Annotated in this window: 16 protein-coding genes; 10 read left to right on the top strand and 6 right to left on the bottom strand. The window is 70.3% G+C overall.

Annotated elements, in window-relative coordinates; genetic code table 11:
• Positions 1-232 precede the first annotated feature (232 nt).
• A complete protein-coding gene (locus ACE3QP_RS19860; RefSeq protein WP_374438535.1) occupies positions 233-3,214 on the top strand; it encodes a hypothetical protein in 2,982 nt (993 codons plus the stop codon).
• Between the two features lie 94 nt (positions 3,215-3,308).
• Entirely contained in the window at positions 3,309-6,302 is a 2,994-nt protein-coding gene (locus ACE3QP_RS19855) for an RCC1 domain-containing protein (protein ID WP_374438533.1), read from the top strand.
• Between the two features lie 6 nt (positions 6,303-6,308).
• On the opposite strand, the gene ACE3QP_RS19850 is transcribed toward ACE3QP_RS19855, so the two are convergent.
• Genes ACE3QP_RS19850 through ACE3QP_RS19840 form a run of 3 tightly spaced genes read right to left on the bottom strand, consistent with a single transcriptional unit; the run spans position 6,309 to position 9,932 of the window.
• Complete coding sequence (locus ACE3QP_RS19850) at positions 6,309-6,695, bottom strand: VOC family protein (RefSeq protein ID WP_374438531.1); 387 nt, start codon at positions 6,693-6,695, stop codon at positions 6,309-6,311.
• A 5-nt stretch (positions 6,696-6,700) separates the two neighbouring features.
• Positions 6,701-8,053 carry a sigma-54-dependent transcriptional regulator gene (locus tag ACE3QP_RS19845; RefSeq protein WP_374438530.1) on the bottom strand — a complete coding sequence of 451 codons (1,353 nt, stop codon included), beginning with the start codon at positions 8,051-8,053 and terminating at the stop codon, positions 6,701-6,703.
• Positions 8,046-9,932: a sensor histidine kinase gene (locus ACE3QP_RS19840; protein ID WP_374438528.1), complete on the bottom strand. Its 1,887-nt coding sequence runs from the start codon at positions 9,930-9,932 to the stop codon at positions 8,046-8,048. The genes ACE3QP_RS19845 and ACE3QP_RS19840 overlap by 8 nt, the downstream gene beginning before the upstream one ends.
• Before the next feature lie 191 nt (positions 9,933-10,123).
• Here ACE3QP_RS19840 and ACE3QP_RS19835 point away from each other — a divergent pair, with 191 nt between their 5' ends.
• From ACE3QP_RS19835 to ACE3QP_RS19815, 5 genes are all read left to right on the top strand, one after another.
• Positions 10,124-11,047: a branched-chain amino acid ABC transporter permease gene (locus ACE3QP_RS19835; protein WP_198108913.1), complete on the top strand. Its 924-nt coding sequence runs from the start codon at positions 10,124-10,126 to the stop codon at positions 11,045-11,047.
• 10 nt (positions 11,048-11,057) lie between these two features.
• Positions 11,058-12,185, top strand: a complete 1,128-nt coding sequence (locus ACE3QP_RS19830; protein ID WP_374438526.1) for an ABC transporter ATP-binding protein — start codon at positions 11,058-11,060, stop codon at positions 12,183-12,185.
• A 9-nt stretch (positions 12,186-12,194) separates the two neighbouring features.
• Positions 12,195-12,965 (top strand): ABC transporter ATP-binding protein, encoded by a 771-nt coding sequence (locus ACE3QP_RS19825; protein WP_374438524.1) that lies wholly within the window; start codon positions 12,195-12,197, stop codon positions 12,963-12,965.
• 132 nt (positions 12,966-13,097) lie between these two features.
• Positions 13,098-13,814, top strand: a complete 717-nt coding sequence (locus ACE3QP_RS19820; protein ID WP_374438522.1) for an ABC transporter ATP-binding protein — start codon at positions 13,098-13,100, stop codon at positions 13,812-13,814.
• Positions 13,815-13,863: 49 nt separating this feature from the next.
• A complete protein-coding gene (locus ACE3QP_RS19815) occupies positions 13,864-15,045 on the top strand; it encodes a branched-chain amino acid ABC transporter substrate-binding protein (RefSeq protein ID WP_374438520.1) in 1,182 nt (393 codons plus the stop codon).
• Between the two features lie 123 nt (positions 15,046-15,168).
• Here ACE3QP_RS19815 and glk read toward each other — a convergent pair whose 3' ends face one another.
• On the bottom strand, positions 15,169-16,185 hold the full coding sequence (glk, locus tag ACE3QP_RS19810; RefSeq protein ID WP_374438519.1) for a glucokinase: 1,017 nt from the start codon (positions 16,183-16,185) through the stop codon (positions 15,169-15,171).
• A 251-nt stretch (positions 16,186-16,436) separates the two neighbouring features.
• On the opposite strand from glk, the gene ACE3QP_RS19805 reads away from it, so the two are divergent.
• On the top strand, positions 16,437-18,329 hold the full coding sequence (locus tag ACE3QP_RS19805) for a glucokinase (RefSeq protein ID WP_374438517.1): 1,893 nt from the start codon (positions 16,437-16,439) through the stop codon (positions 18,327-18,329).
• Positions 18,329-19,132: a substrate-binding periplasmic protein gene (locus ACE3QP_RS19800; protein WP_374438515.1), complete on the top strand. Its 804-nt coding sequence runs from the start codon at positions 18,329-18,331 to the stop codon at positions 19,130-19,132. The genes ACE3QP_RS19805 and ACE3QP_RS19800 overlap by 1 nt, the downstream gene beginning before the upstream one ends.
• Here the strand turns inward: ACE3QP_RS19800 and ACE3QP_RS19795 are convergent.
• Both ACE3QP_RS19795 and ACE3QP_RS19790 read right to left on the bottom strand, forming a co-directional pair.
• Complete coding sequence (locus ACE3QP_RS19795; RefSeq protein ID WP_374438514.1) at positions 19,098-19,967, bottom strand: DUF2520 domain-containing protein; 870 nt, start codon at positions 19,965-19,967, stop codon at positions 19,098-19,100. The two genes, ACE3QP_RS19800 and ACE3QP_RS19795, sit on opposite strands and share 35 nt — an antisense overlap.
• Before the next feature lie 99 nt (positions 19,968-20,066).
• Complete coding sequence (locus tag ACE3QP_RS19790) at positions 20,067-21,245, bottom strand: acyl-CoA dehydrogenase (RefSeq protein WP_374438513.1); 1,179 nt, start codon at positions 21,243-21,245, stop codon at positions 20,067-20,069.
• A gap of 119 nt (positions 21,246-21,364) precedes the next feature.
• On the opposite strand from ACE3QP_RS19790, the gene ACE3QP_RS19785 reads away from it, so the two are divergent.
• A complete protein-coding gene (locus ACE3QP_RS19785) occupies positions 21,365-22,267 on the top strand; it encodes a LysR family transcriptional regulator (protein ID WP_374438511.1) in 903 nt (300 codons plus the stop codon).
• Positions 22,268-22,429: the final 162 nt, after the last annotated feature.

Below are 22,429 nucleotides of genomic sequence, written 5' to 3'. Positions count from 1 at the left end.
CAGTGAAAAGGCCGCGGCAGGGTAGCCGCAGCCTCTGGCTTCGCCAAGCGGGGCAAGCGCCAGCGCGTCCAAGCCGCCACAGCTTGCAGGCCTCGACTTGCAGGCTTTCGATCGGCGCCGCCGCGGCCTAGAGTCGGCGCTGCGCCTCGGCCTTTCCAGGGGGATCCCGATGTCAGTCGAACGCAGACTCTCGATCTTGACCGGTGAAACCCTTGCCAGATGCGCGGGGCTGATGGCAAGCGCGCTGGGCGCGCTGCTTGCAGTCATGCCCTGTGAGGCCGCGCCGCCCGCCGGCGCGGCGTCCTGGACCAGCAGCGCCACCGTCGACGACAGCGGCGTATTGCGCGTCTGGGGCCGCCAGGTGGTGGCCGGCGCGCTGGCACCACAGCGCGTGCAGTTGCCGGTAGCGGCAGCCAAGGTGTTTGCCGGCGGCAGCCAGGGCTTCGCCATCGATGTGCAGGGCACGCTCTGGGCCTGGGGCAACAACAGCCAAGGGCAGCTGGGCGACGGCAGCGTGGTGCCGCGCGCCAACCCGGTGCGGGTGGGTTCCGGCTTCAGCCTGGTGTCGACGGGCGTCAACCACAGCCTGGGCCTCAAAAGCGATGGCTCGCTCTGGGCCTGGGGCAGCGGCCTCTTTGGCCTGATCGGCGACGGCGTGCTCACCGATCGGCGCAAACCGGTGCAGGTGGGCTCAGGCTATGTGGCCGCCGCCGCAGGCTTTACCCACAGTCTGGCCATCCAGGCGGACGGCCGCGTGTGGACGTGGGGCCGCAACCAGTCCGGTCAGCTCGGCAACGGCACCACCAGCACAGTCAGCGTGAACCTGCCCACGGCCATCGAGCTCACCGCCCAGGTGGTGGCGGCCGGCAGCGAGCACAGCCTGGCGCTGCAGACCGACGGCAGCCTCTGGGCCTGGGGCGACAACTACTACGGCCAGTTGGGCGATGGCACCCGGACCGATGCCAGCACGCCGCGCCGCATCGGCACCGGCTATGCGGCCATCGCCGCCACCGGCTACAGCAGCCTGGGCCTGAAAACCGACGGCACCTTATGGATCTGGGGCTATCGGAGCACCGAAGACGGGCGCGGCGGCATCCAACCCACGCCGACCCAGATCCTCAGCGGCGTCAGCACCATGAGCGTCGGCTTCTATCACGGCCTGGCGCTGCGTTCCGGCGGGCAGCTGAATGCCTGGGGCGACAACCGCTTCGGCCAACTGGGCGATGGCAGCACCAGCACACGCTTCAACCCCATTGCCATCGGTACCGGCTGGGCGGCTCTGGCGGCGGGGTCGCTGTTCAATGTCGGTCTCCAGAACGATGGGTCGGTCTGGGCCTGGGGCGACGATTACGAGGGCCAGCTGGGCAATGGCCCGCCCGAAAGCAAGACCACCCCGACCGTGCTGGCCAGCGGCTTTCGCAGCGTCGCCATGGGGCTCGGCCACAACCTCGCTCTGAAGCCCGACGGCACGCTCTGGGCCTGGGGCCAGGGCAATGCGCCGCTGGGACTGGGTGTGGTCGGTCATCAGCGGCTACCGCGCCAGGTTGGCAGCGGGTTTGCCAGCGTGGCGGCCGGCAATGCGCACAGCCTGGCGCTCAAGACCGACGGCACGCTCTGGACCTGGGGCAGCAACGTGGAAGGTCAGCTGGGCCACAACAGCGAAGTCGAGTGGACCCCGCGCCAGCTCGGCAGCACGGTCTGGGCGGCAATCGCCGCCGGTCATTCGCACAGCCTGGGCCTGCAGCCCGACACCAGCCTGTGGGCCTGGGGCGCCAACGACGCCGGCCAGCTCGGCCTGGGCGACCGCAACCCGCGCGCCGAGCCTGTGCGCGTGGGCACGGGCTTCAGCACCGTGCTGGCCGGCACACGCTTCAGCATGGCGCTCAAGATCGATGGCACCCTCTGGGCCTGGGGAGCAAACGGGTCCGGCCAACTGGGTCTGGGCGATTTCACCGACGCCAGCAGCCCCCGACGGGTGGGCAGCGGCTACGTGAAGGTGGTAGCAGGTCAGAACCATGTCGCCGCCCTGCAGGCCGATGGATCGCTGTGGATGTGGGGCGATGGACGGTTCAACCAGCTGGGCGATGGCGAACGCCGCAACCGCGCCACGCCGGCCAAGCTCGGTGAAGACTTCGTCGATGTGTTCAGCGGCCCCACCGCCGCTCACACGCTGGCGCTGCGACGCGACGGCAGCTTGTGGATCTGGGGGCTCAACACCACCGGGCAGTTGGGCGACGGCACCATCGCCGCCAGCGCGCGGCCGCTCAGCGTCGTCAACGAGCAGGCCACCGGCCTGCTGCGCCTGGCCGCCCCGAGCGGCACTGCCGGCCCCGAACTGCTGGCCTATCTGCTGAAGCTGCAAACCCAGGGCTATGACCTCAAGGCCAGCCTGACCGACCTGCGCGCCGCCGGCCTGCTGGGCGATGTGTACTTCAGCGTGCTCGCGCCGGCCAACTCGCCGCTGACCGGCTGCACCAGCCACTGCAGCCCGGGTGTCGCGGCGCCCTCCCGCGGGCCGCAGCGTGGGCCTCTCACGGCCTTGCGCAGTACGCGCCCGCTGGCAGAAGGCGCCGCCCCTGCCACGGTGGCCGGCGTCATCTCCCGCGGCGGCTTCAAGCAGACCAGTGGCAGCAGCGGCACACAGGCCGACGTGGCCTACAACGGCGACCTGGGCCGCGCCAACGAGCTCTCGGTCCTCACCGGCCTCAGCAACCCCCTGGCGGACAGCACCGCCGTCATCTGCATGGGCGTCACCATTCCCGAGCTCTCGGCCAAAGGCCAGGTGCTGATGCGGCCCATCGCCACCGGCAGCGCCGTGCAGGGGGTGGTGCAGTGCCCGCCGGTGCAGACGGCCGCCACGCTGGCGCGCTTCCGCGCGCAGAGCAGCGGCCCCATCACCGCACGCACCATCGTGGCCGAAGTGACCCCGCTCGACGAGGAGCGCGGCCAGCTGCGCCAGGTGTTCTCCTGGGCCGTCACCCCCGACGGCCGCCAGTACATGCAGACCGCCCCGAACGTCTGGGAAGCCATGACCGAACCCATGCGCCCGGTCGCCACCGTCACCCTGCCGAGTACGGGCAGCTACCGGCTCGAAGTCACGCGCGAGCTCGACCTCAGCGGACTGGAGGGCACCTTGGTTTTCATCGGCGTAGGCAGCAGCTGGGCAGAGGTGCGCGACCTGAACAAGGCCGGGCAGCACACCACGGTGCAGTAAGCCGGCTCGGCGGACGCTACTCTCACGCCATCGCATCGGAGCGGGAGCCCGCATGAACCCATCGGACGGCAAGTGCGCAGCTTGGATGGCGTGGATGGCCCTTGTGGCGAGCGCGCTGCCTTGCACCGCGCTGGCGGCCGATGGCGCGCCGATGGTCTCGGTGCGCGGCCCGCATGCCCTGGCGTTGAGCGCCGATGGCAAGGTGCTGGCCTGGGGCTCGGACCAGAACGGCCAGCTCGGCAGCGGCACCCGGCCCTACGAGCCGCGCCCCGGCCTGGTACTGAACCTCGGGAACATCGCCGCCATCGCATCGGGCGGCTACTTCTCGCTCGCGCTGGGGCGCGACGGCAGGGTCTGGACCTGGGGCAGCAATGGCGCCGGCCAGCTCGGCGACGGCAGCCGCCCCGACCGTGCCACCCCGGGCCGCGTGCCTGGGCTGGACCAAGTGCAGGAAATCTGTGCCGGCCCTGAGTACGCCCTGGCGCGCCGGGCCGATGGCAGCGTGTGGGGCTGGGGCTCCAGCTACTACCTCACGCTGGGCGAAGGCGAGCGCCCCGAAAACGGCACCCCCGCCCCGGTGGCGGGCCTGCAAGGTGTCACCCAACTGGCCTGCGGCGACCGGCATGCGCTGGCGCTCAAAGCCGACGGCACTGTATTGGCCTGGGGGCGCAACGAGTTCGGCGCCCTGGGCCTGGGCCATGCATCCGACCGCGCCAGCCCAACCCCGGTGCCCGGTCTGACCAATGTGCGCATGCTTGCCGCAGCGCAGGAACGCAGCTACGCCGTGCGCACCGATGGCACGGTGTGGGAGTGGGGAGAGTCGAACCCCTTCGCCAGCCCGCGCCCGCCGGCGCGCCTGAGCCCGGTGCAGGTACCGGGCATCAGCGGCGCCGCCAAGGTGGCGGCCGGCTCGGTCTATGCGGTGGCGATTGGCGTGGACCCGACACGCTGGTGGCAATGGGTGCCGGGCACCAGCGCGCAACTGCAGGCCGCGGTGGGCACGCTGAGCGGCGCCGCGCGCGGCTACGGACAGGGCTTCCTACTCAAGAGCGACGGCACGGCGCTCGGCTTTGGCGCCCTCAACGGCAACGGCTTCGGCAGCCTGGGCGACGGCACCACCACCTACCGCGAGGAACCCGCCCCGGTGGTCGACATCGCGGGCCTCGTGCAGGTGGCCTCGGGCACCTGGTACGGCTTGGCACTGGGCGCCAATGGCCGCGTCTACAGCTGGGGGCTGGATGCCTCCGGGCAGCTCGGGCGCGGCCGCTTCCTGCACCGCTCCGTGCCGGCCCAGGTGGCCGGGCTGCCCGTCATCAGCCAGGTCTCGGCCGGCTGGGACCACAGCATGGCGCTGGATGCGGCCGGCCGGCTCTGGGCCTGGGGCGGCAACAGCTACGCCCAACTGGGCAATGCGAGCTGGGCTGACATCGGCCAACCCGAGCAATTGGCCGGCATCAGCGACGTACGCAGCGTGTTCGCCGGCGACTTCTACACCTTGGCACTGAAGAAGGACGGCAGCCTGTGGGGCTGGGGCAGCGGCTTGCCCTTCCCCACCACCGGCAACCTCGCGGAGCCCGCGCAATTGCTCGGCGCCGGCCAGGGCGGCCTGGCCCTGGCGGCGGGCGATGCCCATGTGCTGCTGCTGCGGGCGGACGGCACCGTGGCCGCGATGGGCGACAACGCCGCCGGCCAACTGGGCGACGGCAAGCTGGACGCACGGAGTGCCCCGGTGGCCGTTGCGGGCCTCAGCGGCGTGGTGGCGCTGGCCGCGCGCGGCCGCAGCAGCTGGGCGCTCAAGGGCGACGGCAGCGTCTGGGCCTGGGGCGACAACGAACGCGGCCAGTTGGGCGACGGCAGCCAGACCCGCCGCCTGCGGCCCACGCCGGTGCCGGGCCTGAACCAGGTGGTGGAGCTGGCCATCGGATCCCAGCATGCCGTGGCGCGTCGCGCCGATGGCGGCTTGCTCGGCTGGTTCTGGGGCTACGACCTGTTCGGGGAATTGGGTTCCTCCCAGGATCAGCTGGGCCGGACCCCGCGCCTGCTGCGCGGCGCCAGCAACGTGGCCGCCTTGACTGCAGGGGATGCCGTCAGCGCCTTCTTGCTGCAGGACGGCCTGCTGCTGATGGGCGGCTCCAACAGCCACGGCCAGCTGGGCGACGGCAGCCTGGCCAACGCCATGCGTCCCGGCTTCGTGCTGGACGAGCGCGCCACCGGCTGGCTCAACCTCAAACGCGCCAGCGGCTCGCAACCCTCCAGCGACCCCACGCTGGTGCTGCTGCGCGCCATCCGCAACGCCCAAGGCCTGAGCGCCCTGCTGACCGACCCGCGCGCCATCGGCGTGCCCGGCGAGGTCTACTTCAGCGCCCTGCTGCCCCGGGCCAGCGTGGCCGCCGCTCCCACACGGCGCGCCGCATCCGCCCGCCCGGGCCAGCCGCGCCGCCGGGCCGACGCCGCGCCCGGCATGGCCCCGGTGGTGTTCACGCGCGGCGGCATCAAGCAAAGCGGCCCCAGCACCACCGCCCAGCCCAGCCTGGCCGGCCCGCTCACGGCCGGCTCCCAGCTGCCCGTGTACGGCAGCGACGTGACCGACCCGCTGGTGGCCAGCAACGCCATCATCTGCGTGGGCGTCACCATCCCCGAGCTCTCGGCCAAGGGCCAGGTGCTGATGCGCCCCATCGCCACCGGCGACCAGCTCAGCGGCGTCACCCAATGCCCCACCGTGCAGACCGCCGCCACGCTGCAGCGCTACACCGGCACGGCCAGCGGCCCGCTCAACGCGCGCACCCTCACGGCCAGCGTCGACCCGCTCGATGAAGATCGCGGCCAGCCGCGCCATCTCTACTCCTGGGCCGTCACCCCCGATGGCCGGCAGTACATGCAGACCGCCGCCGGCTGGGTGCCGATGACCGAACCCATGCAGCCCGTGCAGAGCCTCACCGTGCCCCTGAGCGGCCGCGTGAGCCTGACCGTCACCAACGGGCTGGACCTCTCCGGCCTGGTGGGCACCCTGGTCTACATCGGCCTGGGGGCCAGCTGGGAAGAAGTGCGCGGGCTCAACAAAGCGGGGCACTACTACACGGTGGAGTAGCGCCTGCTAAGGCGCTTCTTCGAATTGCAGCTCCACCCCGTTGCCCACCGGGTCGCGCAGGAAGAGCTGGACGATGCCGGTACCCGGCACGCCCGAGCGCCGCACGGCGATGCCGCGCCCGGCCAGGCGCTGCTCGCAGGCCGCCAGCCCGCGGCAGCGAAAAGCCACATGGTCGAAGCTGCCGCTGGCATGCGGCTCACGCCGCTCGCCGGGCCGCGCCTCGCTGAGGTGCAGCACATCCTGCCCCGCGGCATAGAGCCAGAAGCCGCGGCTCGCGAAGGGCGGCCGGGGCCCCGCCTGCAGGCCGACCACCTCGACATAGAAGTCGCGCAGCTGCTCCAGCACGGACCATTCGGCGCGCAGGTTGTAGTGGGCGAAGCCGAGGTTTTCCATCGCTTTCAGTTGCCCCCGCTGCGAAAGCGCTCCAGCGCAATGCCATGCCGGTGCAGCTTGTCGTACAGCGTCTTCTTGGGCACGCCCAGGGTCTCGATGACGCGCTGCACATTGCCGCCCTGGCGTGTCAGCGCCTGTTCGATCAAAGCCTTCTCCACCAACTCCACCTGCTGCGCCAGCGAGAGTGCGCCGTTCTCGGGCGCGCCGGGTATGACGACCTCGCTGCCGCCCTCCAGCACATAGCGGTCGGCGGCGTTGCGGATCTCGCGCACATTGCCGGGCCAGTCGTGCGCCATCAGTTCGCGCAGCTTGGCCGGGTGCAGCTCGGGGCGTTCGCAGCCGTAGCGTTCGGCGGCCTGCACGCAGAAGTGCTCGAACAGCAGCGGGATGTCCTCGCGGCGCTGGCGCAGTGGCGGCAGCTCCAGCACGGCCACATTGAGGCGGTAGTACAGGTCGGCCCGGAACTTGCCCTCGTCGCTGAGCGCCAGCAGGTCGGACTTGGTGGCCGCCACCACACGCACGTCCAGCTTCACTTCCTCGTTCGAGCCCAGGCGCTCCAGCTTGCGTTCCTGCAGCACGCGCAGCAGCTTGATCTGCAGCGTGATCGGCATGGTCTCGATCTCATCCAGCAGCAGGGTGCCGCCATTGGCGTGCTCCAGCTTGCCGATGCGACGCTTGGCGGCCGAGGTGAAGGCGCCGCTCTCGTGGCCCAGCAGCTCGCTCTCGAACAGGGTCTCGGGCAGACCGCCGCAGTTGATGGCGACGAAGTGCCGATCGCGGCGCTTGCTGTGGTCGTGCAGGCAGCGCGCCACCAGCTCCTTGCCGGTGCCGGTCTCGCCCAGGATCATCACGTCCGCATTGGTATTGGCCAGGCGCAGGATGCGCGCCCTCACCTGCTCCATCGCCGGGCTGCGGCCCAGCAGCACGGCCTCGATGCCGCTCTTGGCCTGCAGCTGCTCGCGCAGGTCGTCCACCGCGGCGCGCAGCAGGCGCTTTTCGATCGCGCGCTGCACCGTGTCCACGAAGCGCTCGGGCGAGAACGGCTTCTCGATGAAGTCGTAGGCGCCGATGCGCATCGCGCGCACCGCCATCGCCACGTCGCCATGCCCCGTCACCAGCACCACCGGCAGGGTCGCGTCCAGCAGCAGCAGGCGTTCCAGCAGGGCCACGCCGTCCATGCCGGGCAGGCGCACATCGCTCACCACCACCGAGGGCTGGCCCGGCACGAAGGCGGCCAACAGGGCCTCGGCCGACTCGAAGGCGCGCACGTTCAGCCCGGCCAACTCCAGGGTCTGCACCAGGCTCTCGCGCACCTGGGGGTCGTCCTCCACATAGAGAACCTCGAAGCCTTCAAACATGGTTCTTTTCCTCCGCCGCGGCGGGCGCGGCTTCCAAATCAAAACGGAACTCGGTGCCTTCGGGGCTGGAGCTGGCCTGCAGATTGCCGCCGAACTCGCGCACGATCTGCGCCGAGATCACCAGGCCCAGGCCCAGGCCCTGCCCGGCCGGCTTGGTGGTGAAGAAGGGCTCGAACAGGCGCTCCTGCGCCTCGGGGCTCAGGCCCGGGCCGGTGTCGCGCACGGCCACGTGGATGCGCGTGTCCTCGGCCCAGGCCCGCACCTGCAGGCGGCGCTCGGCGCGGTTCTGCAGGGCGTCCATGGCGTCGATGGCATTGCCCATCAGGTTGACCAGCACCTGCTCCAGCCGCGTGCCGTCGCAGCGCACGTTCAGGCGCTCGGAGATCTGCAGCTGCAGCTCTACGCCGGCCTCGCGGATGCGGTGCTCCAGCAGCAGCTGGGCATTGCCTACCGCATGGGCCAGGCGCACCACCTCGCCCTGGCCGCTGGCGCGGCGCGCAAAGCTCTTGAGCTGGCTGGTGATGCGCGCCATGCGCTCCACCGCGCCTTCGATGTTGCCGAGGTTGCGGCGCGCGTCGTCCAGGCGGCCGGCGTCCATCAGGCGCACGGTGTTGCCCGAAAGCGCGCGCAAGGCGGTGAGCGGCTGGTTCACCTCGTGGGCGATGCCGGCCGAGAGCTGGCCCAGCACGGCCATCTTGCCGGCCTGCACCAGTTCGTCCTCGGCGCGCACGCGCTGCTCGAACTCGCGCTTGAGCTCGGCATTGGCGGCGCGCAGCTCGGCGGTGCGGTCCCACACCTGCTGCTCCAGCTCGTCGCGGGCGCGCTGCAGCTCGTTGCGGGCGCGCAGCAGCTGGGCCACCGCCCGGCGCCGGTACAGATAGTAGGTGGCCAGCAGGCCGATCAGCCCCCCCAGGGCCGCTCCGCCCCAGGCCGCGCGGCCGGCCTCGCGCTGCACCTCGGAAGGGTCGGAGAGCGTCATCAGGCGCAGGCCCAGGGCCATCACCGGGCGGTCCTGCGCCAGCCAGTGCTGGCCGGGGCGCTCGTCCTCGGGCGGCTGCAGGCGCAGCAGCTGGCCGCCGCGCACCGCGCCCTCGCGCTCGGCCCAGCGCAGGGTCTGCAGCGCCTTGGCGGGGTAATGCAGGGTGTCCTCGGGCGCCAGGCGCGGCCAGCTGGCACGGTCCAGCCCCTGCACCAGGCGCAGGTACTTCCACTGCGGCACCGAGCTCATGATGAGTACGTCGTTGGCATCCAGCACCAGCAGCTTTTCGCTGCGCGAGCGCACGCCCAGGTCCACCCAGGTGGCCTCCAGCGGCGCCAGATTGATGCGCACCACCACCTGGCCCAGGGTCTTGCCGCCGCGCTGCACGGTGCTGGCGTGGAAGAAGTCGGTGGTGCCGCTGCCATCGCCGGCGGCAAAGAAGCCGGGGCGGCCGGCGCGCAGGGCGGCGGCAATGCGCTCCAGGCGCTCGCGCTCCAGCACCTCCAGCGGCAGCGCGGCACTGCCCAGGCGCCAGTGGCCGTCGGCATCCACCAGATAGATCAGCAGCGAGCCGGCACGCGCATTGATCTGCGCCAGCCGGCGCTGCGCGCGCTGCAGCAGCTCCGGGTGGTCGCTCTGGAAGGCGGCCATCACCTCGTCGTTCAGGCTCACCAGCGCGGGCAGCTGCGCCAGCCGGCCCAGCTCGCCCTCCAGCGTGCCGGCGTACAGCTCCAGGCGCTCCACGGCCAGCTCGGCCAGGCGCTCCAGGCCGGCGCGCTCGCTCAGGCGGTAGCTCAGGGAAAACCCGAGCGCCGCCAGTGCCAGCGTGGCCGCGGTGGCCAGTGCCACCACGTTGGCCAGCAGCAGACGGGAAAAGGGACGCAGGGTGCCGTGGCTCATCTAGGGTTATTACGCAGGCGGTGGCTCACACGGTCCGGAGGGGTCGAGTGTGGCTTCCCGCACCGCTGGCGGCAACGCCGCGACGCGCCTCCCATGGAGAGAAGGGCTGTGAGCGGAGGTTTCGGGTTGGCACGCAATCTGCAATGCAGAAGCACATCACATGCCCGGTGGCGGGTGGAAGCCTTGAAACCATGGAAGTCTTTATCCAACAACTGATCAATGGCCTGGTGCTGGGGAGCATGTACGCGCTCGTCGCCCTGGGCTACACGATGGTCTACGGCATCATCAACCTCATCAATTTCGCCCACGGCGAGATCCTGATGATTGGTGCGCTGACGAGCTGGACCGTCATCGGCGCGCTAGCCGGCTCGGGCCTGCCCGGCTGGGCCCTGATGATCGTGGCCCTGTGCTGCGCCATCGTGGTCTGCTGCGCTGTCAACTTCACGATCGAGAAGATCGCCTACCGGCCGTTGCGTAGCGCGCCGCGCCTGGCGCCCCTGATCACCGCCATGGGCATGAGCCTGCTGCTGCAAACGCTGGCCATGGTGATCTGGAAGCCGAACCCCAAGCCCTTCCCGCTGCTGCTGCCCACCGAGCCCTTCAATCTGGGCGGCCCGGTGATCTCGGTGACCCAGGTGCTGATCCTGGCCACCACCGGCATCCTGCTGGCCGCCCTGATGTGGCTGGTGAACAAGACCAAGCTCGGCCGCGCCATGCGCGCCACGGCCGAGAACCCCAAGGTCGCCTCGCTGATGGGCGTCAAGCCCGACTTCGTGATCTCGGCCACCTTCGTCATCGGTGCGGCGCTGGCCGCCGTGGCCGGCCTGATGTGGGCCGCCAACTACGGCACCGCGCAGCACACCATGGGCTTCATGCCCGGCCTGAAGGCCTTCACGGCCGCGGTGCTGGGTGGCATCGGCAATCTGGCCGGGGCGATGGTGGGCGGCATCCTGCTCGGCCTCATTGAAGCCATCGGCGCGGGCTACCTGGGTGAACTGACCGGCGGCGTGCTGGGCAGCCACTACGCCGACATCTTTGCCTTCGTGGCGCTGATCCTCGTCCTCACGCTGCGCCCCTCCGGCCTGCTGGGCGAACGTGTCGCCGACCGTGCTTGAGGTCTCCAACATGAACAAGAAACTTGCCGTCTTTCTCTCTAGCGCCGTCGCGCTGCTGGTGCTGCCGCTGATCGCGCAGCAATTCGGTTCCGGCCCGGTGCGCATCCTCGACACCGCCCTGCTCTACGTGATGCTGGCCCTGGGCCTGAACATCGTGGTGGGCTATGCCGGCCTGCTGGACCTGGGCTATGTGGCCTTCTACGCGGTGGGCGCCTACATGTTCGCCCTGCTCTCCAGCCCGCATCTGGCCGAGAACTTCCCCGCCATCGCGGCGATGTTCCCGAACGGCCTGCACATGCCGCTCTATGTGGTGATCCCGCTCGGCGCCGGCCTGGCCGCGCTGGCCGGGGTGGTGCTGGGCGCGCCCACGCTGAAGCTGCGCGGTGACTACCTGGCCATCGTGACCCTGGGCTTCGGCGAAATCATCCGCGTCTTCATGAACAACCTGGAGCACCCGGTCAACCTGACCAACGGGCCCCGGGGCATCGGCCAGATCGACTCGATCTCGGTGTTCGGCGTCGCGCTCTCGCAGAAGACCTCGCTGTTCGGCATCGAGCTGCCCGGCGTGACCCTGCACTACTACCTGTTCCTGGCGCTCGTCGTGGCTTCGGTGCTGATCTGCTGGCGCCTGGAGAACTCGCGCATCGGCCGCGCCTGGATGGCCATCCGCGAAGACGAGATCGCCGCCAAGGCCATGGGCATCAACACCCGCAACCTCAAGCTCTTGGCCTTCGGCATGGGAGCCACCTTCGGCGGCGTGGCCGGCGCCATGTTTGCGGGCTTCCAGGGCTTCGTGAGCCCCGAGTCCTTCAGCCTGCAGGAGTCGGTGCTGATCGTCGCCATGGTGGTGCTGGGTGGCATGGGCCATCTGCCCGGCGTGGTGCTGGGCGCCCTGCTGCTGGCCGCCCTGCCCGAGGTGCTGCGCTATGTGGCCGGTGACATCCAGACCCTGACGGACGGCCGCATCGACGCCGCCATCCTGCGCCAGGCCCTGGTGGCCCTGGCCATGATCGTCATCATGCTGATGCGCCCGCGCGGCCTGTGGCCCGCACCCGAGCATGGCAAGCCGGCGCCCAAGAGCGCCGAGCCGGGCAAGGCCACCGAGGCCAACGCCGCCATCGCCACCGCCACCCGCTAAGGACTCTCCATGAACAGCAACACCATCCTCAAGGTGCAGGGTGCGAGCAAGCGCTTCGGCGGCGTGCAGGCCCTGTCGGACGTCGGCATCACCATCGAGAAAGGCCAGGTGGTCGGCCTGATCGGCCCCAACGGCGCCGGCAAGACCACCTTCTTCAACGTCATCACCGGCCTCTACGTGCCCGACACCGGCAGCTTCGAGCTCGGCGGCACGGCCTACAAGCCGGCCGCGGTGCATCTGGTGGCCAAGGCCGGCATCGCCCGCACCTTCCAGAACATCCGCCTCTTCCCCGAGATGACGGCGGTCGAGAACGTCATGGTGGGCCGCCATGTGCGCACGCACAGCGGCCTGCTCGGCGCCGTGTTCCGCACGCCCGCCTTCAAGGCCGAGGAGAAGGCCATCGAGGCGCGTGCCCGCGAGCTGCTGGATTACGTGGGCATCGGCCGCCATGCCGACTTCCGCGCCCGCACGCTGAGCTATGGCGACCAGCGCCGTCTGGAAATCGCCCGCGCCCTGGCCACCGACCCCAAGCTCATTGCCCTGGACGAGCCGGCCGCCGGCATGAACCAGACCGAGAAGGTGGTGCTGCGCGAGCTGATCGACCGCATCCGCAAGGACGGCCGCACCATCCTCTTGATCGAGCACGACGTGAAGCTGGTGATGGGCCTGTGCGACCGCGTCACCGTGCTGGATTACGGCAAGCCGATCGCGGAGGGCACGCCCGCCGAAGTCCAACGCAATCCCAAAGTCATCGAGGCCTATCTGGGCGCGGGGCATTGACCCACCCCCGAAGCGGCTTCGCCGCCTCCCCCTCAAGGGGGCGCCGCCAGTGGCCCGGCAAAGCCGGTTCCACGGCGGCCACTTGATGGTTTGTGCTTTGCCCAGCATGGCGCAGCAGCAAAAGGAATCCTGATGAGTAACACCCTCCTCCAAGTCGAAAAGCTCAAGGTCGCCTACGGCGGCATCCAGGCCGTCAAGGGCGTGAGCTTTGAAGTGCGCGAAGGCGAGCTGGTCTCGCTGATCGGGGCCAACGGCGCCGGCAAGACGACGACACTCAAGGCCGTCACCGGCCTGCAGTCGATCGCCGATGGCGACGTCAAGTACCTGGGCCGCAGCATCCGTGGCCAGGGCCCCTGGGAACTGGCCAAGCAGGGCCTGGTGATGGTGCCCGAGGGCCGCGGCACCTTCACGCGCATGACCATCGTCGAGAACCTGCAGATGGGCGCCTACACCCGCAATGACAAGGACGGCATTGCCGCCGACATGGAGCGCGTGTTCGCCTTCTTCCCGCGCCTGCTGGAGCGGCGCGACCAGCTGGCCGGCACCATGTCCGGCGGCGAGCAGCAGATGCTGGCCATGGGCCGCGCGCTGATGGCCCGCCCCAAGGTGCTGCTGCTGGACGAGCCCTCGATGGGCCTCTCGCCCATCATGGTGGACAAGATCTTCGAGGTCGTGAACGAGATTCACAGCCAAGGTGTAACTGTTTTGCTCGTGGAGCAGAACGCCAGTCGCGCCTTGCAACTGGCCAACCGCGGCTACGTGATGGAATCCGGCCTCGTCAGCATGACCGGCTCCGGCCAGGACCTGCTGACCGACCCCAAGGTCCGCGCCGCCTATCTGGGCGAGTAAGACCCCAGACCCCGCGAACCCCAAGAGCCCATCCAACCGAGGACACGCCATGCCGCAAACGACCCCCACCCAAACCTCCAACACGCGCCGCAACCTGGTGGTGGGCGCCGGCCTGCTCGGCCTGGCCGGCGTGGGGGCGTATTTCCTGATGCCCAGTTCGGCCAAGAGCATCCGCATCGGCGTGGGCCAGCCGCTCAGCGGCCCGCTGGCCGCCCTGGGCAAGGACATGCTGCAGGGCGCGCAGCTGGCGGCCGAGCAGATCAACAAGGCCGGTGGCGTGAAGGTGGGCGACAAGCGCATCCCGATCGAGATCTTCAGCGCCGACGACAAGGCCGATGCCAAGGCCGGTGAGGCCGCCGCGCAGCAGCTCGTCAGCCGGCAGGTGCTGGCCGCCATCGCCCACCTGAACTCGGGCGTGAGCATTGCCGCTGCGCCCATCTACGCCAAGGCCGGCGTGGTGCAGCTGGCCATCTCCACCAAGCCGCAGTACACCCAGCTGGGCCTGCCCACCACGCTGCGCCTGGTGGCCAACGACGACATGCAGGCCCTGGCACTGGCCCAGTTCGCGCGCGAAAAGCTCGGCGCCAAGCGCATCGTCACCCTGCACGACGGCACGCCCTACGGCAAGGGCCTGATCGACGCAGTGGCCAACTCGCTGATCCGCTCCGGCACCGGCGCCATCGCCCAGCAGGTGGTGGACGACAAGACCACCGACTTCAAGGCCGCCGTGGCGGCCTTCGTGCAGGCCAAGCCCGACCTGCTGATCACCACGGTGGCCGACTTCCAGGTCGAGGCCCTGATCCAGCAGCTCAGCGCCGCCGGCCTGCCCGACCTGCCCGTGCTGGGCAGCGACACCATCAAGACCCCGCGCCTGCAAAGCGCCGAGCTCGGCAACCGCGCGCTCTACGCCAGCACGCCCATCGTGGCGGCCCAGGAGTTCCTGGGCGGCAAGGAGTTCCTGGCCGCCTACCGTGAGCGCTTTGGTGGCGAGCCCTACTACGCCGCCCACTACGCCTTCGACGCCGTGCACCTGGTGGCCGACGCCCTCAGCCGCAACGGCAACCTCGACCGCACCAAGCTGCTGGAGCGCCTCAAGACCTTCGAAGGCAATGCGCCCGTCACCAGCATGATGCGCATGAACGAGGACGGCGAGCAGCGCAGCGGGGCGGTGGGCATCTATCAGATGCGCAAGGGTCAGTGGGAGCTCACCGTCCGCTCCGGCCGCTGGTAAAAAAGGCCGGCATCCGCCTACTGCGCGGGCGCATGTCGGGCCTGCGGTGCTCGCCGTACGGGAGTACGGCTCTGCGCCTCAGACCCACCCTGCACCCGCTCGCTACGGCGGCTGCCAGCCTTTTTACGATTGGCTGAGGGCTTGGGCGGCGCCGTCGAGCGCCGCCAGCGTGTCGGTGATCAGGGGCGTGGGAATCGCCGCCAGGTAGTCGCGGTAGCGGCCCTTGGCCTCGAAGCGCTCGCGGAACTGCGAACGCTCGAAGCGGGCGCCCAGGCGGGGCACGATGCCGCCGCCGATGAAGAGGCCGCCGCGCGCGCCAAAGGTCAAGGCCACGGAGCCGGCAAAGCTGCCCAGCATGGCGCAGAAGGTCTCGATGCTGCGCGCCGCCACGGCGTCGTCGTCGGCCAGGGCGCGCTCCAGGATCCAGGGGGCGTCGACATCGGCCACGGCGCGCTGGCCTTGCACCTCGGCCACGCATTGGTACAGCAGCGGCAGGCCGATGCCGGAGAGAAAACGCTCGGCCGAGACATGGGCGTGCGTGCGGCGTGCCACGCGCAGCAGGTCGGCCTCGAAGTCATCGGCCGCGGCCAGGGTGGCGTGGCCGCCCTCGCCCGCCAGCGCCAGCCAGCCCTTGCCGGCTGCCGCGTTGGGCAGCAAGCCGCCCACGCCCAGGCCGGTGCCTGGGCCCACCACCGCCACCGGCAAGTCCCAGCGCGGCGCGCCGCCACCCAGCGGTTGCCACTGGCCGGCACGCAGGCGCGGCAGCGAAAGGGCCAGGGCTTCGAAATCATTCAGCACGCACAGGCGCTCCAGTCCCAGCGCGGCGCTCAGCTCAGCCTGCGAAAAGCTCCAGGCGCTGTTGGTGAAACGCACCTGGTCGCCCGTCACCGGCGTGGCCAGGGCCAGGGCCGCGCTGCGCGGCTGGCTAGCCGCCCCGGCCGGCAGGGTGCCCAGGCTCAGGCCGGCCAGGTAGGCGCGCGCCGCGTCCAGCAGGCTGGGGTACTCGGCCACCGCCAGGGTGCGGATGTGCTGCGGCGCCTGATCGGCCGCGGCCACCCAGGCAAAACGCGCGTTGCTGCCTCCCACATCGGCCAGCAGCCAGGGGAAGGGGGCGGTCAGGGAGGCCGGGATTGAAGACATGGATTGGCTTGGAAGGGCCGCTACAAAGCCAGCACGGTAGCAAAACTACATTCCCTCGGCAATGCGCAGCGACCCTCAAGAAAGAAAAACCTTGTGAATCAAGGCATCAGGCACCAAATCGGTGCGTCACCCTGGCGCCAATGTATGTAGTTTGCCTACAGTCGCCCCGGTCAAACCCTTCCGACGGGGGAGCGCCGGGGCTTTCATAATCGGCCGGTTTTGCGTCCGTCGTTCCCTGGATTCCTTCGCGCATGAGCTTCGACAGTCCCCGTCTGCTGGCCGACATCGGCGGCACCTTCGCCCGCTTTGCGCTGGAAACCGAAGCTGGCCATTTCGAGCAGATGGTTTCGCTGCGCTGCGCGGACCATCCCGACTTCCACGCCGCCGTGCGCAGCTACCTGGATGGCCTGCCACCCGGCACCGGCGAGATCGCCCACGCGGCCGTCGCCATCGCCAACCCGGTGGAAGGCGACCGGGTGCGCATGACGAACTACCACTGGCAGTTCTCCATCGAGGAGATGCGCCAGCGCCTGGGTTTCGACACCCTGGTGGTGGTGAACGACTTCACCGCCCTGGCCATGGCCCTGCCGCGCCTGCGCCGCGAGGACAAGCACCAGATCGGCGGCGGCCAGGCCGTGCCCAACAGCGTGGTCGGCCTGCTGGGTTCGGGCACCGGCCTCGGTGTTTCCGGCCTGATCCCCAGCGGCGACGGCTGGATTGCCCTGGGCACGGAGGGCGGCCACACCAGCTTCTCGCCGCGCGACGAGCGCGAGATCGCCATCCTGCGCCACGCCTGGCGCGAGCACGCGCATGTCTCATTCGAGCGCCTGTGCTCGGGCACCGGCATGGCCCTGATCTACCGCGCGCTGGCCGAGCTGCACGGCCAGGCAGCGCCGCCGCGCCAGGCGCCCGAGATCACCCAGGCTGCCCTGGAAGAGAACGACCCGCTGTGCCTGGAAACGCTGGAGGTCTTCTGCGCGCTGCTGGGCACCGCGGCCGGCAACCTGGCGGTGACGCTCGGCGCCACCGGCGGCATCTTCGTGGGCGGCGGCATCGTGCCGCGGCTGGGCAGCTACTTCGAGCGCTCGCCCTTCCGCCGCCGCTTCGAGGAACGCGGCCGCTTCAGCGAGTACGTGGCCGCCATCCCCACCTATGTGATCACCGCCGAGGAAGCCACCTTCAAGGGCGCCTCGGCCATCCTGGAAGCGCAGCTCAAAAAGCTGCACGGCAGCGCCGACACCATCCTGGCCCAGGTGCGCCGCGCCAAGCCCCAGCTCACCCCGGCCGAGCAGCGCGTGGCCGAGCAGGTGCTGGCGCGCCCGCGCGCCCTGCTCTCCGACCCGATCGCCGAGATCGCCAAGGCCGCCGGCGTCAGCCAGCCCACCGTCATCCGCTTCTGCCGCAGCCTGGGCTGCGAGGGCCTTTCAGACTTCAAGCTGCGCCTGGCCTCCAGCCTCACCGGCACCGTGCCCGTCACCCATACCCAGGTGACGGAGGACGACAGCATGGTCGAGCTCGGCTCCAAGGTGCTGGGCAACACCGCCAGCGCCATCCTGCAGGTGCGCAGCCAGATCAACCGCGAAACCATCGACCGCGCCACCGACCTGCTGGTGCAGGCCAAGCGCATCGAATGCTTCGCCAGCGGTCACTACAGCGTCGTGGCGGCGGACGCCCAGTTCAAGTTCCTGCGCTTCGGCGTGCCCGCCAGTAGCCACACCGAACCGCGCCTGCAGCACCTGGCCGCGCGCGTGCTGGGCCCGGGCGATGTGGCCCTGCTCATCAGCGCCGCCGGCCGCCTGCCCGAGCTGCTGGACGTGGCCGAGCAGGCGCGCCTGCGCGGGGCCAAGGTCATCGCCATCACCGCCAACCAGAGCCCGCTGGCCCGCAAGGCCGATGTGGCCCTGCTGGTGGACCACGCCGAAGACCCCAGCACCCAGCTGCCGATGGTGGGCCGCATCCTGCACCTGCTGGTCATCGACATCCTGGCCGTGGGCCTGGCCATGCGCCGCGGCGGCGCCCCGGAAGCCCTGGCCACGCTGGACGAACCCGCCGCCCCGCCCACCCGCGCCGCGCGCGCCACCGCCCCCGGCGTGAGCCTGGCCACGCCCCTGGCCTCGCTCACCACGCACAGCCGCGGCAGCTGATGGCCTCGCTGCTGCGGCGCACGCTGCTGCTGAGCCCGCTTGCCGCGGCACTCGGCACGGCCGCCGCCGAACCCCGCCTGCTGCGCGTCTGCGCCAACGCCGCCCTGGGCCCGCCCGAGGGCGATGCCACGCCCTACTTGATGATGCGGCGCGTGCAGGAACTGCTGCCGCAGCTGCGCTTCCAGTTCAGCCCCCTGCCCTGGGCACGGTGCCTGCAGGAAGCCGGCCAGGGCCGCTTCGACGCCGTGCTCTCCGCCAGCCACACGCATGAGCGTGCGCTGCACCTGCGCTACCCGCTCAGCCCCCAGGGCGAGCCCGACGAGCACAAGCGCCTGTTCCAGATCGGCTACGCCCTGCTGCGCCGCAAGGGCACGGCCGTGCAGTGGGACGGCCAGACCTTCAGCGGCACCGGCCCGCGCGCGGGTGAAAGCCTGGGCGCCGAGCGCGGCTATTCGGTGGTGCAGTTCGCGCGCGAACGCGGCGCCCATGTGGAGGAGCGCAACAACATCACCGCCCTGCTCGACAGCTTGCGTCTGCAGCGCGTGCAGGGCGCGCTGCTGAACCAGGAACACGCGGCCCAGCTGCTGTCAGAAGCGCAGTGGGCGCGCAACTTCGAACTCGGCGGCCCCGCCCTGGCCACCCGGCCCTACTTCCTGCCCTTCAACGCCACGCTGGCCGAACGCGAACCGGCGCTGGCGCAAACGGTGTGGGACGCGATCGAGAAGGTGCGCCGCAGCCCCGCCTTCGCGCAGGAGTTTTCGCTGGGCCTCAGCTCGGGTCAGCGGCGCGATCTAAAACCCTGATCAAGGGCTCCAGCGCGTCGGGCTCCAGCCGCTGCGCCGCCAGCGGCAGCAGCGCCTGCATCAGGCTGCGGTACAGCTCGGCATCTCGCCCCTGCAAGGCCTGCAGATGCGCCGCCAGCACCGCCGCATCGCCCCGCGCCAGCGGGCCCGAAAGCGCCCCCGCCAGCCCGCGCGCGCGCGCCGCGCGCAGCGTGCCCTCGGCCAGCGGCGCCAGCGCCTCCCAGGCCTGTTCGGTGCTGCAACTCAGGGCTTGCGCGGCCTGGCGCGCCGCCAGGTCCAGCGGCGCCAGCAGGGCCGAGGCCGCGGCATTGGCTGCCGCGTGGTAGCGAGCTCGCTGGCCGGCCTGCAGGTGCAGCGGCGTGGCGCCGAGCGCCAGTGCCAGGGCATCCAGTTCGGTGCGCCAAGGGCTCTCGGCCTCGATGCCGATGCGAATGCCCTCAAACGCGCGCAGCGCCTCAGCGCTACTCGGCAGCGGGTCGGCCATCAGCTGCAGCGGGTGGAAGCCCGCCACTGCCGCGCCAGCAAGCCGGGCCGCATCCAGCGCATTCAATTCGGTGGCACCGCTGCAATGCAGCACCAGCTGGCTAGCGCGCCACGGCAGCTGCGCGCACAGGGGCTCGATGGCGGCATCGCGCACGCACAGAAACACCCAATCGGCCGCCGCCGCGGCCGCGGCCGGACTCAGCACGGGCAGTCCCAGCGCAGCGGCCAGGGGCCGCGCCTTGTCGGCATCCCGGGCCCCCAGCACCTGCACCGGCTGGCCCACGGCCGCCAGCGCCAGGCCCAGATGCGCCGCCGTTCGGCCGGCACCTAGAAGGGCAATGCGCGTACCCACGTTCAACGCTCCGAGATCACGTGGCACCGTGGATCCGGCTCTGCCGGTCCACTGGTGCCGCCCCCTGGGGGGAGGCGGCTGGAGGCCGCTTCGGGGGGGTCAAAAGGCAGCGATGCCCGTTTGCGCGCGGCCGAGGATCAGGGCATGGATGTCATGTGTGCCTTCGTAGGTGTTCACCACCTCCAGGTTCACCAGATGGCGGGCAATGCCGAACTCATCGCTGATGCCATTGCCGCCCAGCATGTCGCGCGCCATGCGGGCGATGTCCAGGGCCTTGCCGCAGCTGTTGCGCTTCATGATGGAGGTGATCTCCACGGCAGCCGTGCCCTCGTCCTTCATTCGCCCTAAGCGCAGGCAGCCTTGCAGGCCGAGGGTGATCTCGGTCTGCATGTCGGCCAGCTTCTTTTGCACCAGCTGGTTGGCGGCCAGCGGCTTGCCGAACTGCTTGCGGTCCAGGGTGTACTGGCGCGCGGTGTGCCAGCAGGCCTCGGCCGCACCCAGCGCGCCCCAGGCAATGCCGTAGCGGGCGCTGTTCAGGCAGGTGAAGGGGCCCTTGAGGCCGCGCACCTCGGGGAAGGCGTTTTCTTCGGGGCAGAACACGGCGTCCATGACGATCTCGCCGGTGATGCTGGCGCGCAGGCCCACCTTGCCGTGGATGGCCGGGGCGCTCAGGCCCTTCCAGCCCTTTTCCAGCACAAAGCCGCGAATCTGGCCGCCGTCGTCCTTGGCCCAGACCACGAACACATCGGCGATCGGGCTGTTGGTGATCCACATCTTCGAGCCCGTCAGCTCGTAGCCGCCGTCCACCTTGCGGGCGCGGGTCACCATCGAGCCCGGGTCCGAGCCATGGTTCGGTTCGGTCAGGCCAAAGCAGCCGATCCACTCGCCGGTGGCGAGCTTGGGCAGGTACTTGCGCTTCGTGGCTTCGTTACCGAATTCGTTGATCGGCACCATCACCAGCGAGGACTGCACGCTCATCATCGAGCGGTAGCCGGAGTCAATGCGCTCCACCTCGCGCGCCACCAGCCCGTAGCACACGTAGTTCAGGCCGGCGCCGCCGTACTCGGTGGGGATGGTGGGGCCCAGCAGGCCCAGCTCGCCCATCTCGCGAAAGATCGCGGCATCGGTCTTCTCGTGGCGGAAGGCCTCCAGCACGCGCGGCGCCAGGCGTTCCTGGCAGTAGGCGGCGGCCGCGTCGCGCACCATGCGCTCGTCGTCGGTGAGCTGGCTGTTCAGCAGCAGCGGGTCGTCCCAGTGAAAGCTTGCCTTGGTGGCCATGGTGGGTTCCTTGAATGGGGTGGCGCCTAGCGCGGGTGCAGGCGCAAAGGCCGCCAGTATTGCCGCCCGCCACGATTCGTGTCCAATTCAGAAAACCACTGCACCGATAGGCTGCGCAAATGAACACCCCCACCCGCGCGCTGGAGTTCCGCCACCTGCGCTGCTTCGCCGCCCTGGCCGAGGAACTGCACTTCGGCCGCGCCGCGCAGCGCCTGGCCATCTCGCAGCCGCCGCTCTCGGTTGCCATCCAGCAGCTCGAAGCCCTGGTGGGCGCGCGCCTCTTTGAGCGCGACAGCAAAGGCGTGCGCCTGACGCCCGCCGGCAGCGCCTTCCGCGCAAGCGCCACCGCCCTGCTGGAGCGCGCCGAAGCCGCCTGCGCCCTGGCCAGAGAGGTGCAAGCAGGTGAGCGCGGCCGCCTGCGCCTGGGTTTTGTGGGCTCCACCCTGCAGCACGGACTGGCGGACTGGCTGCAGGCCTTCGCCAAGGCCCACCCGCGCGTGGAGGTGGTGGTGGTGGAGCTGAATTCGCAAGACCAGATCGAGGCCCTGCTGAAGGAGGAGCTGGACCTCGGCCTGGTGCACACCGACCGCCTGCCCCCCGCGCTGGCCTGCCAGCCGCTCTACCGCGAACCCTTCATGGCCTGCCTGCCCGCGAGCCACCCGGCGGCCCGCCGCCGCCAGGTGGCGCTGGAGAGCCTGGCCGACCAGCCCTTCATCCTCTTTTCCCGCAAGGGCTCACCGGACTACCACGCCCGCATCGTCGATATCTGCCGCCAGCACGGCTTCTACCCGCGCCTGCAGCACGAGGGGCGGCATTGGCTGTCCGTCGTGTCGCTGGTCGCCCAGGGCCTGGGCGTGTCCATCGTGCCGGCGGCCTTTGCACGGGCGGGCATTCAGGGGGCGGTGTTCAAGCCGCTGGCGGAGGAGTTGGAGCCTTCGGCGGTGTTTGCGGCGTGGCGGCGGGAGGGGGATGGGGCGTTGAGGGAGCGGTTTTTGGCGGTGCGGGCAGAAATCGAGCGCTGAGCCCGCTTCGAATGTGAATTGGCAAGACATTCACAGATCCGGGCCCTTAAAACTAAAGGCCTGGCCCAATACTGTTCGGTTAGGTGATTTTCGCCCACAATGAGCGCCACCTACTCTGTGGAGCTCGGCATGGCGCGAACCAAGGCGGTACTGGGTGCGGGA

This window comes from Inhella sp., assembly GCF_041912635.1.
Taxonomy (GTDB): Bacteria; Pseudomonadota; Gammaproteobacteria; order Burkholderiales; family Burkholderiaceae_C; genus Inhella.
This window is presented reverse-complemented; position numbering and strand designations above follow the sequence as displayed.

Coding starts and splice junctions, on each gene's coding strand:
- ACE3QP_RS19805 (WP_374438517.1), top strand. CDS start 16,437: ATGAGCTTCGACAGTCCCCGTCTGCTGGCCGACATCGGCGGCACCTTC.
- ACE3QP_RS19825 (WP_374438524.1), top strand. CDS start 12,195: ATGAACAGCAACACCATCCTCAAGGTGCAGGGTGCGAGCAAGCGCTTC.
- ACE3QP_RS19835 (WP_198108913.1), top strand. CDS start 10,124: ATGGAAGTCTTTATCCAACAACTGATCAATGGCCTGGTGCTGGGGAGC.
- ACE3QP_RS19860 (WP_374438535.1), top strand. CDS start 233: ATGGCAAGCGCGCTGGGCGCGCTGCTTGCAGTCATGCCCTGTGAGGCC.
- ACE3QP_RS19840 (WP_374438528.1), bottom strand. CDS start 9,932: ATGAGCCACGGCACCCTGCGTCCCTTTTCCCGTCTGCTGCTGGCCAAC.
- ACE3QP_RS19800 (WP_374438515.1), top strand. CDS start 18,329: ATGGCCTCGCTGCTGCGGCGCACGCTGCTGCTGAGCCCGCTTGCCGCG.
- ACE3QP_RS19850 (WP_374438531.1), bottom strand. CDS start 6,695: ATGGAAAACCTCGGCTTCGCCCACTACAACCTGCGCGCCGAATGGTCC.
- glk (WP_374438519.1), bottom strand. CDS start 16,185: ATGTCTTCAATCCCGGCCTCCCTGACCGCCCCCTTCCCCTGGCTGCTG.
- ACE3QP_RS19815 (WP_374438520.1), top strand. CDS start 13,864: ATGCCGCAAACGACCCCCACCCAAACCTCCAACACGCGCCGCAACCTG.
- ACE3QP_RS19845 (WP_374438530.1), bottom strand. CDS start 8,053: ATGTTTGAAGGCTTCGAGGTTCTCTATGTGGAGGACGACCCCCAGGTG.
- ACE3QP_RS19855 (WP_374438533.1), top strand. CDS start 3,309: ATGGCCCTTGTGGCGAGCGCGCTGCCTTGCACCGCGCTGGCGGCCGAT.
- ACE3QP_RS19790 (WP_374438513.1), bottom strand. CDS start 21,245: ATGGCCACCAAGGCAAGCTTTCACTGGGACGACCCGCTGCTGCTGAAC.
- ACE3QP_RS19820 (WP_374438522.1), top strand. CDS start 13,098: ATGAGTAACACCCTCCTCCAAGTCGAAAAGCTCAAGGTCGCCTACGGC.
- ACE3QP_RS19830 (WP_374438526.1), top strand. CDS start 11,058: ATGAACAAGAAACTTGCCGTCTTTCTCTCTAGCGCCGTCGCGCTGCTG.
- ACE3QP_RS19785 (WP_374438511.1), top strand. CDS start 21,365: ATGAACACCCCCACCCGCGCGCTGGAGTTCCGCCACCTGCGCTGCTTC.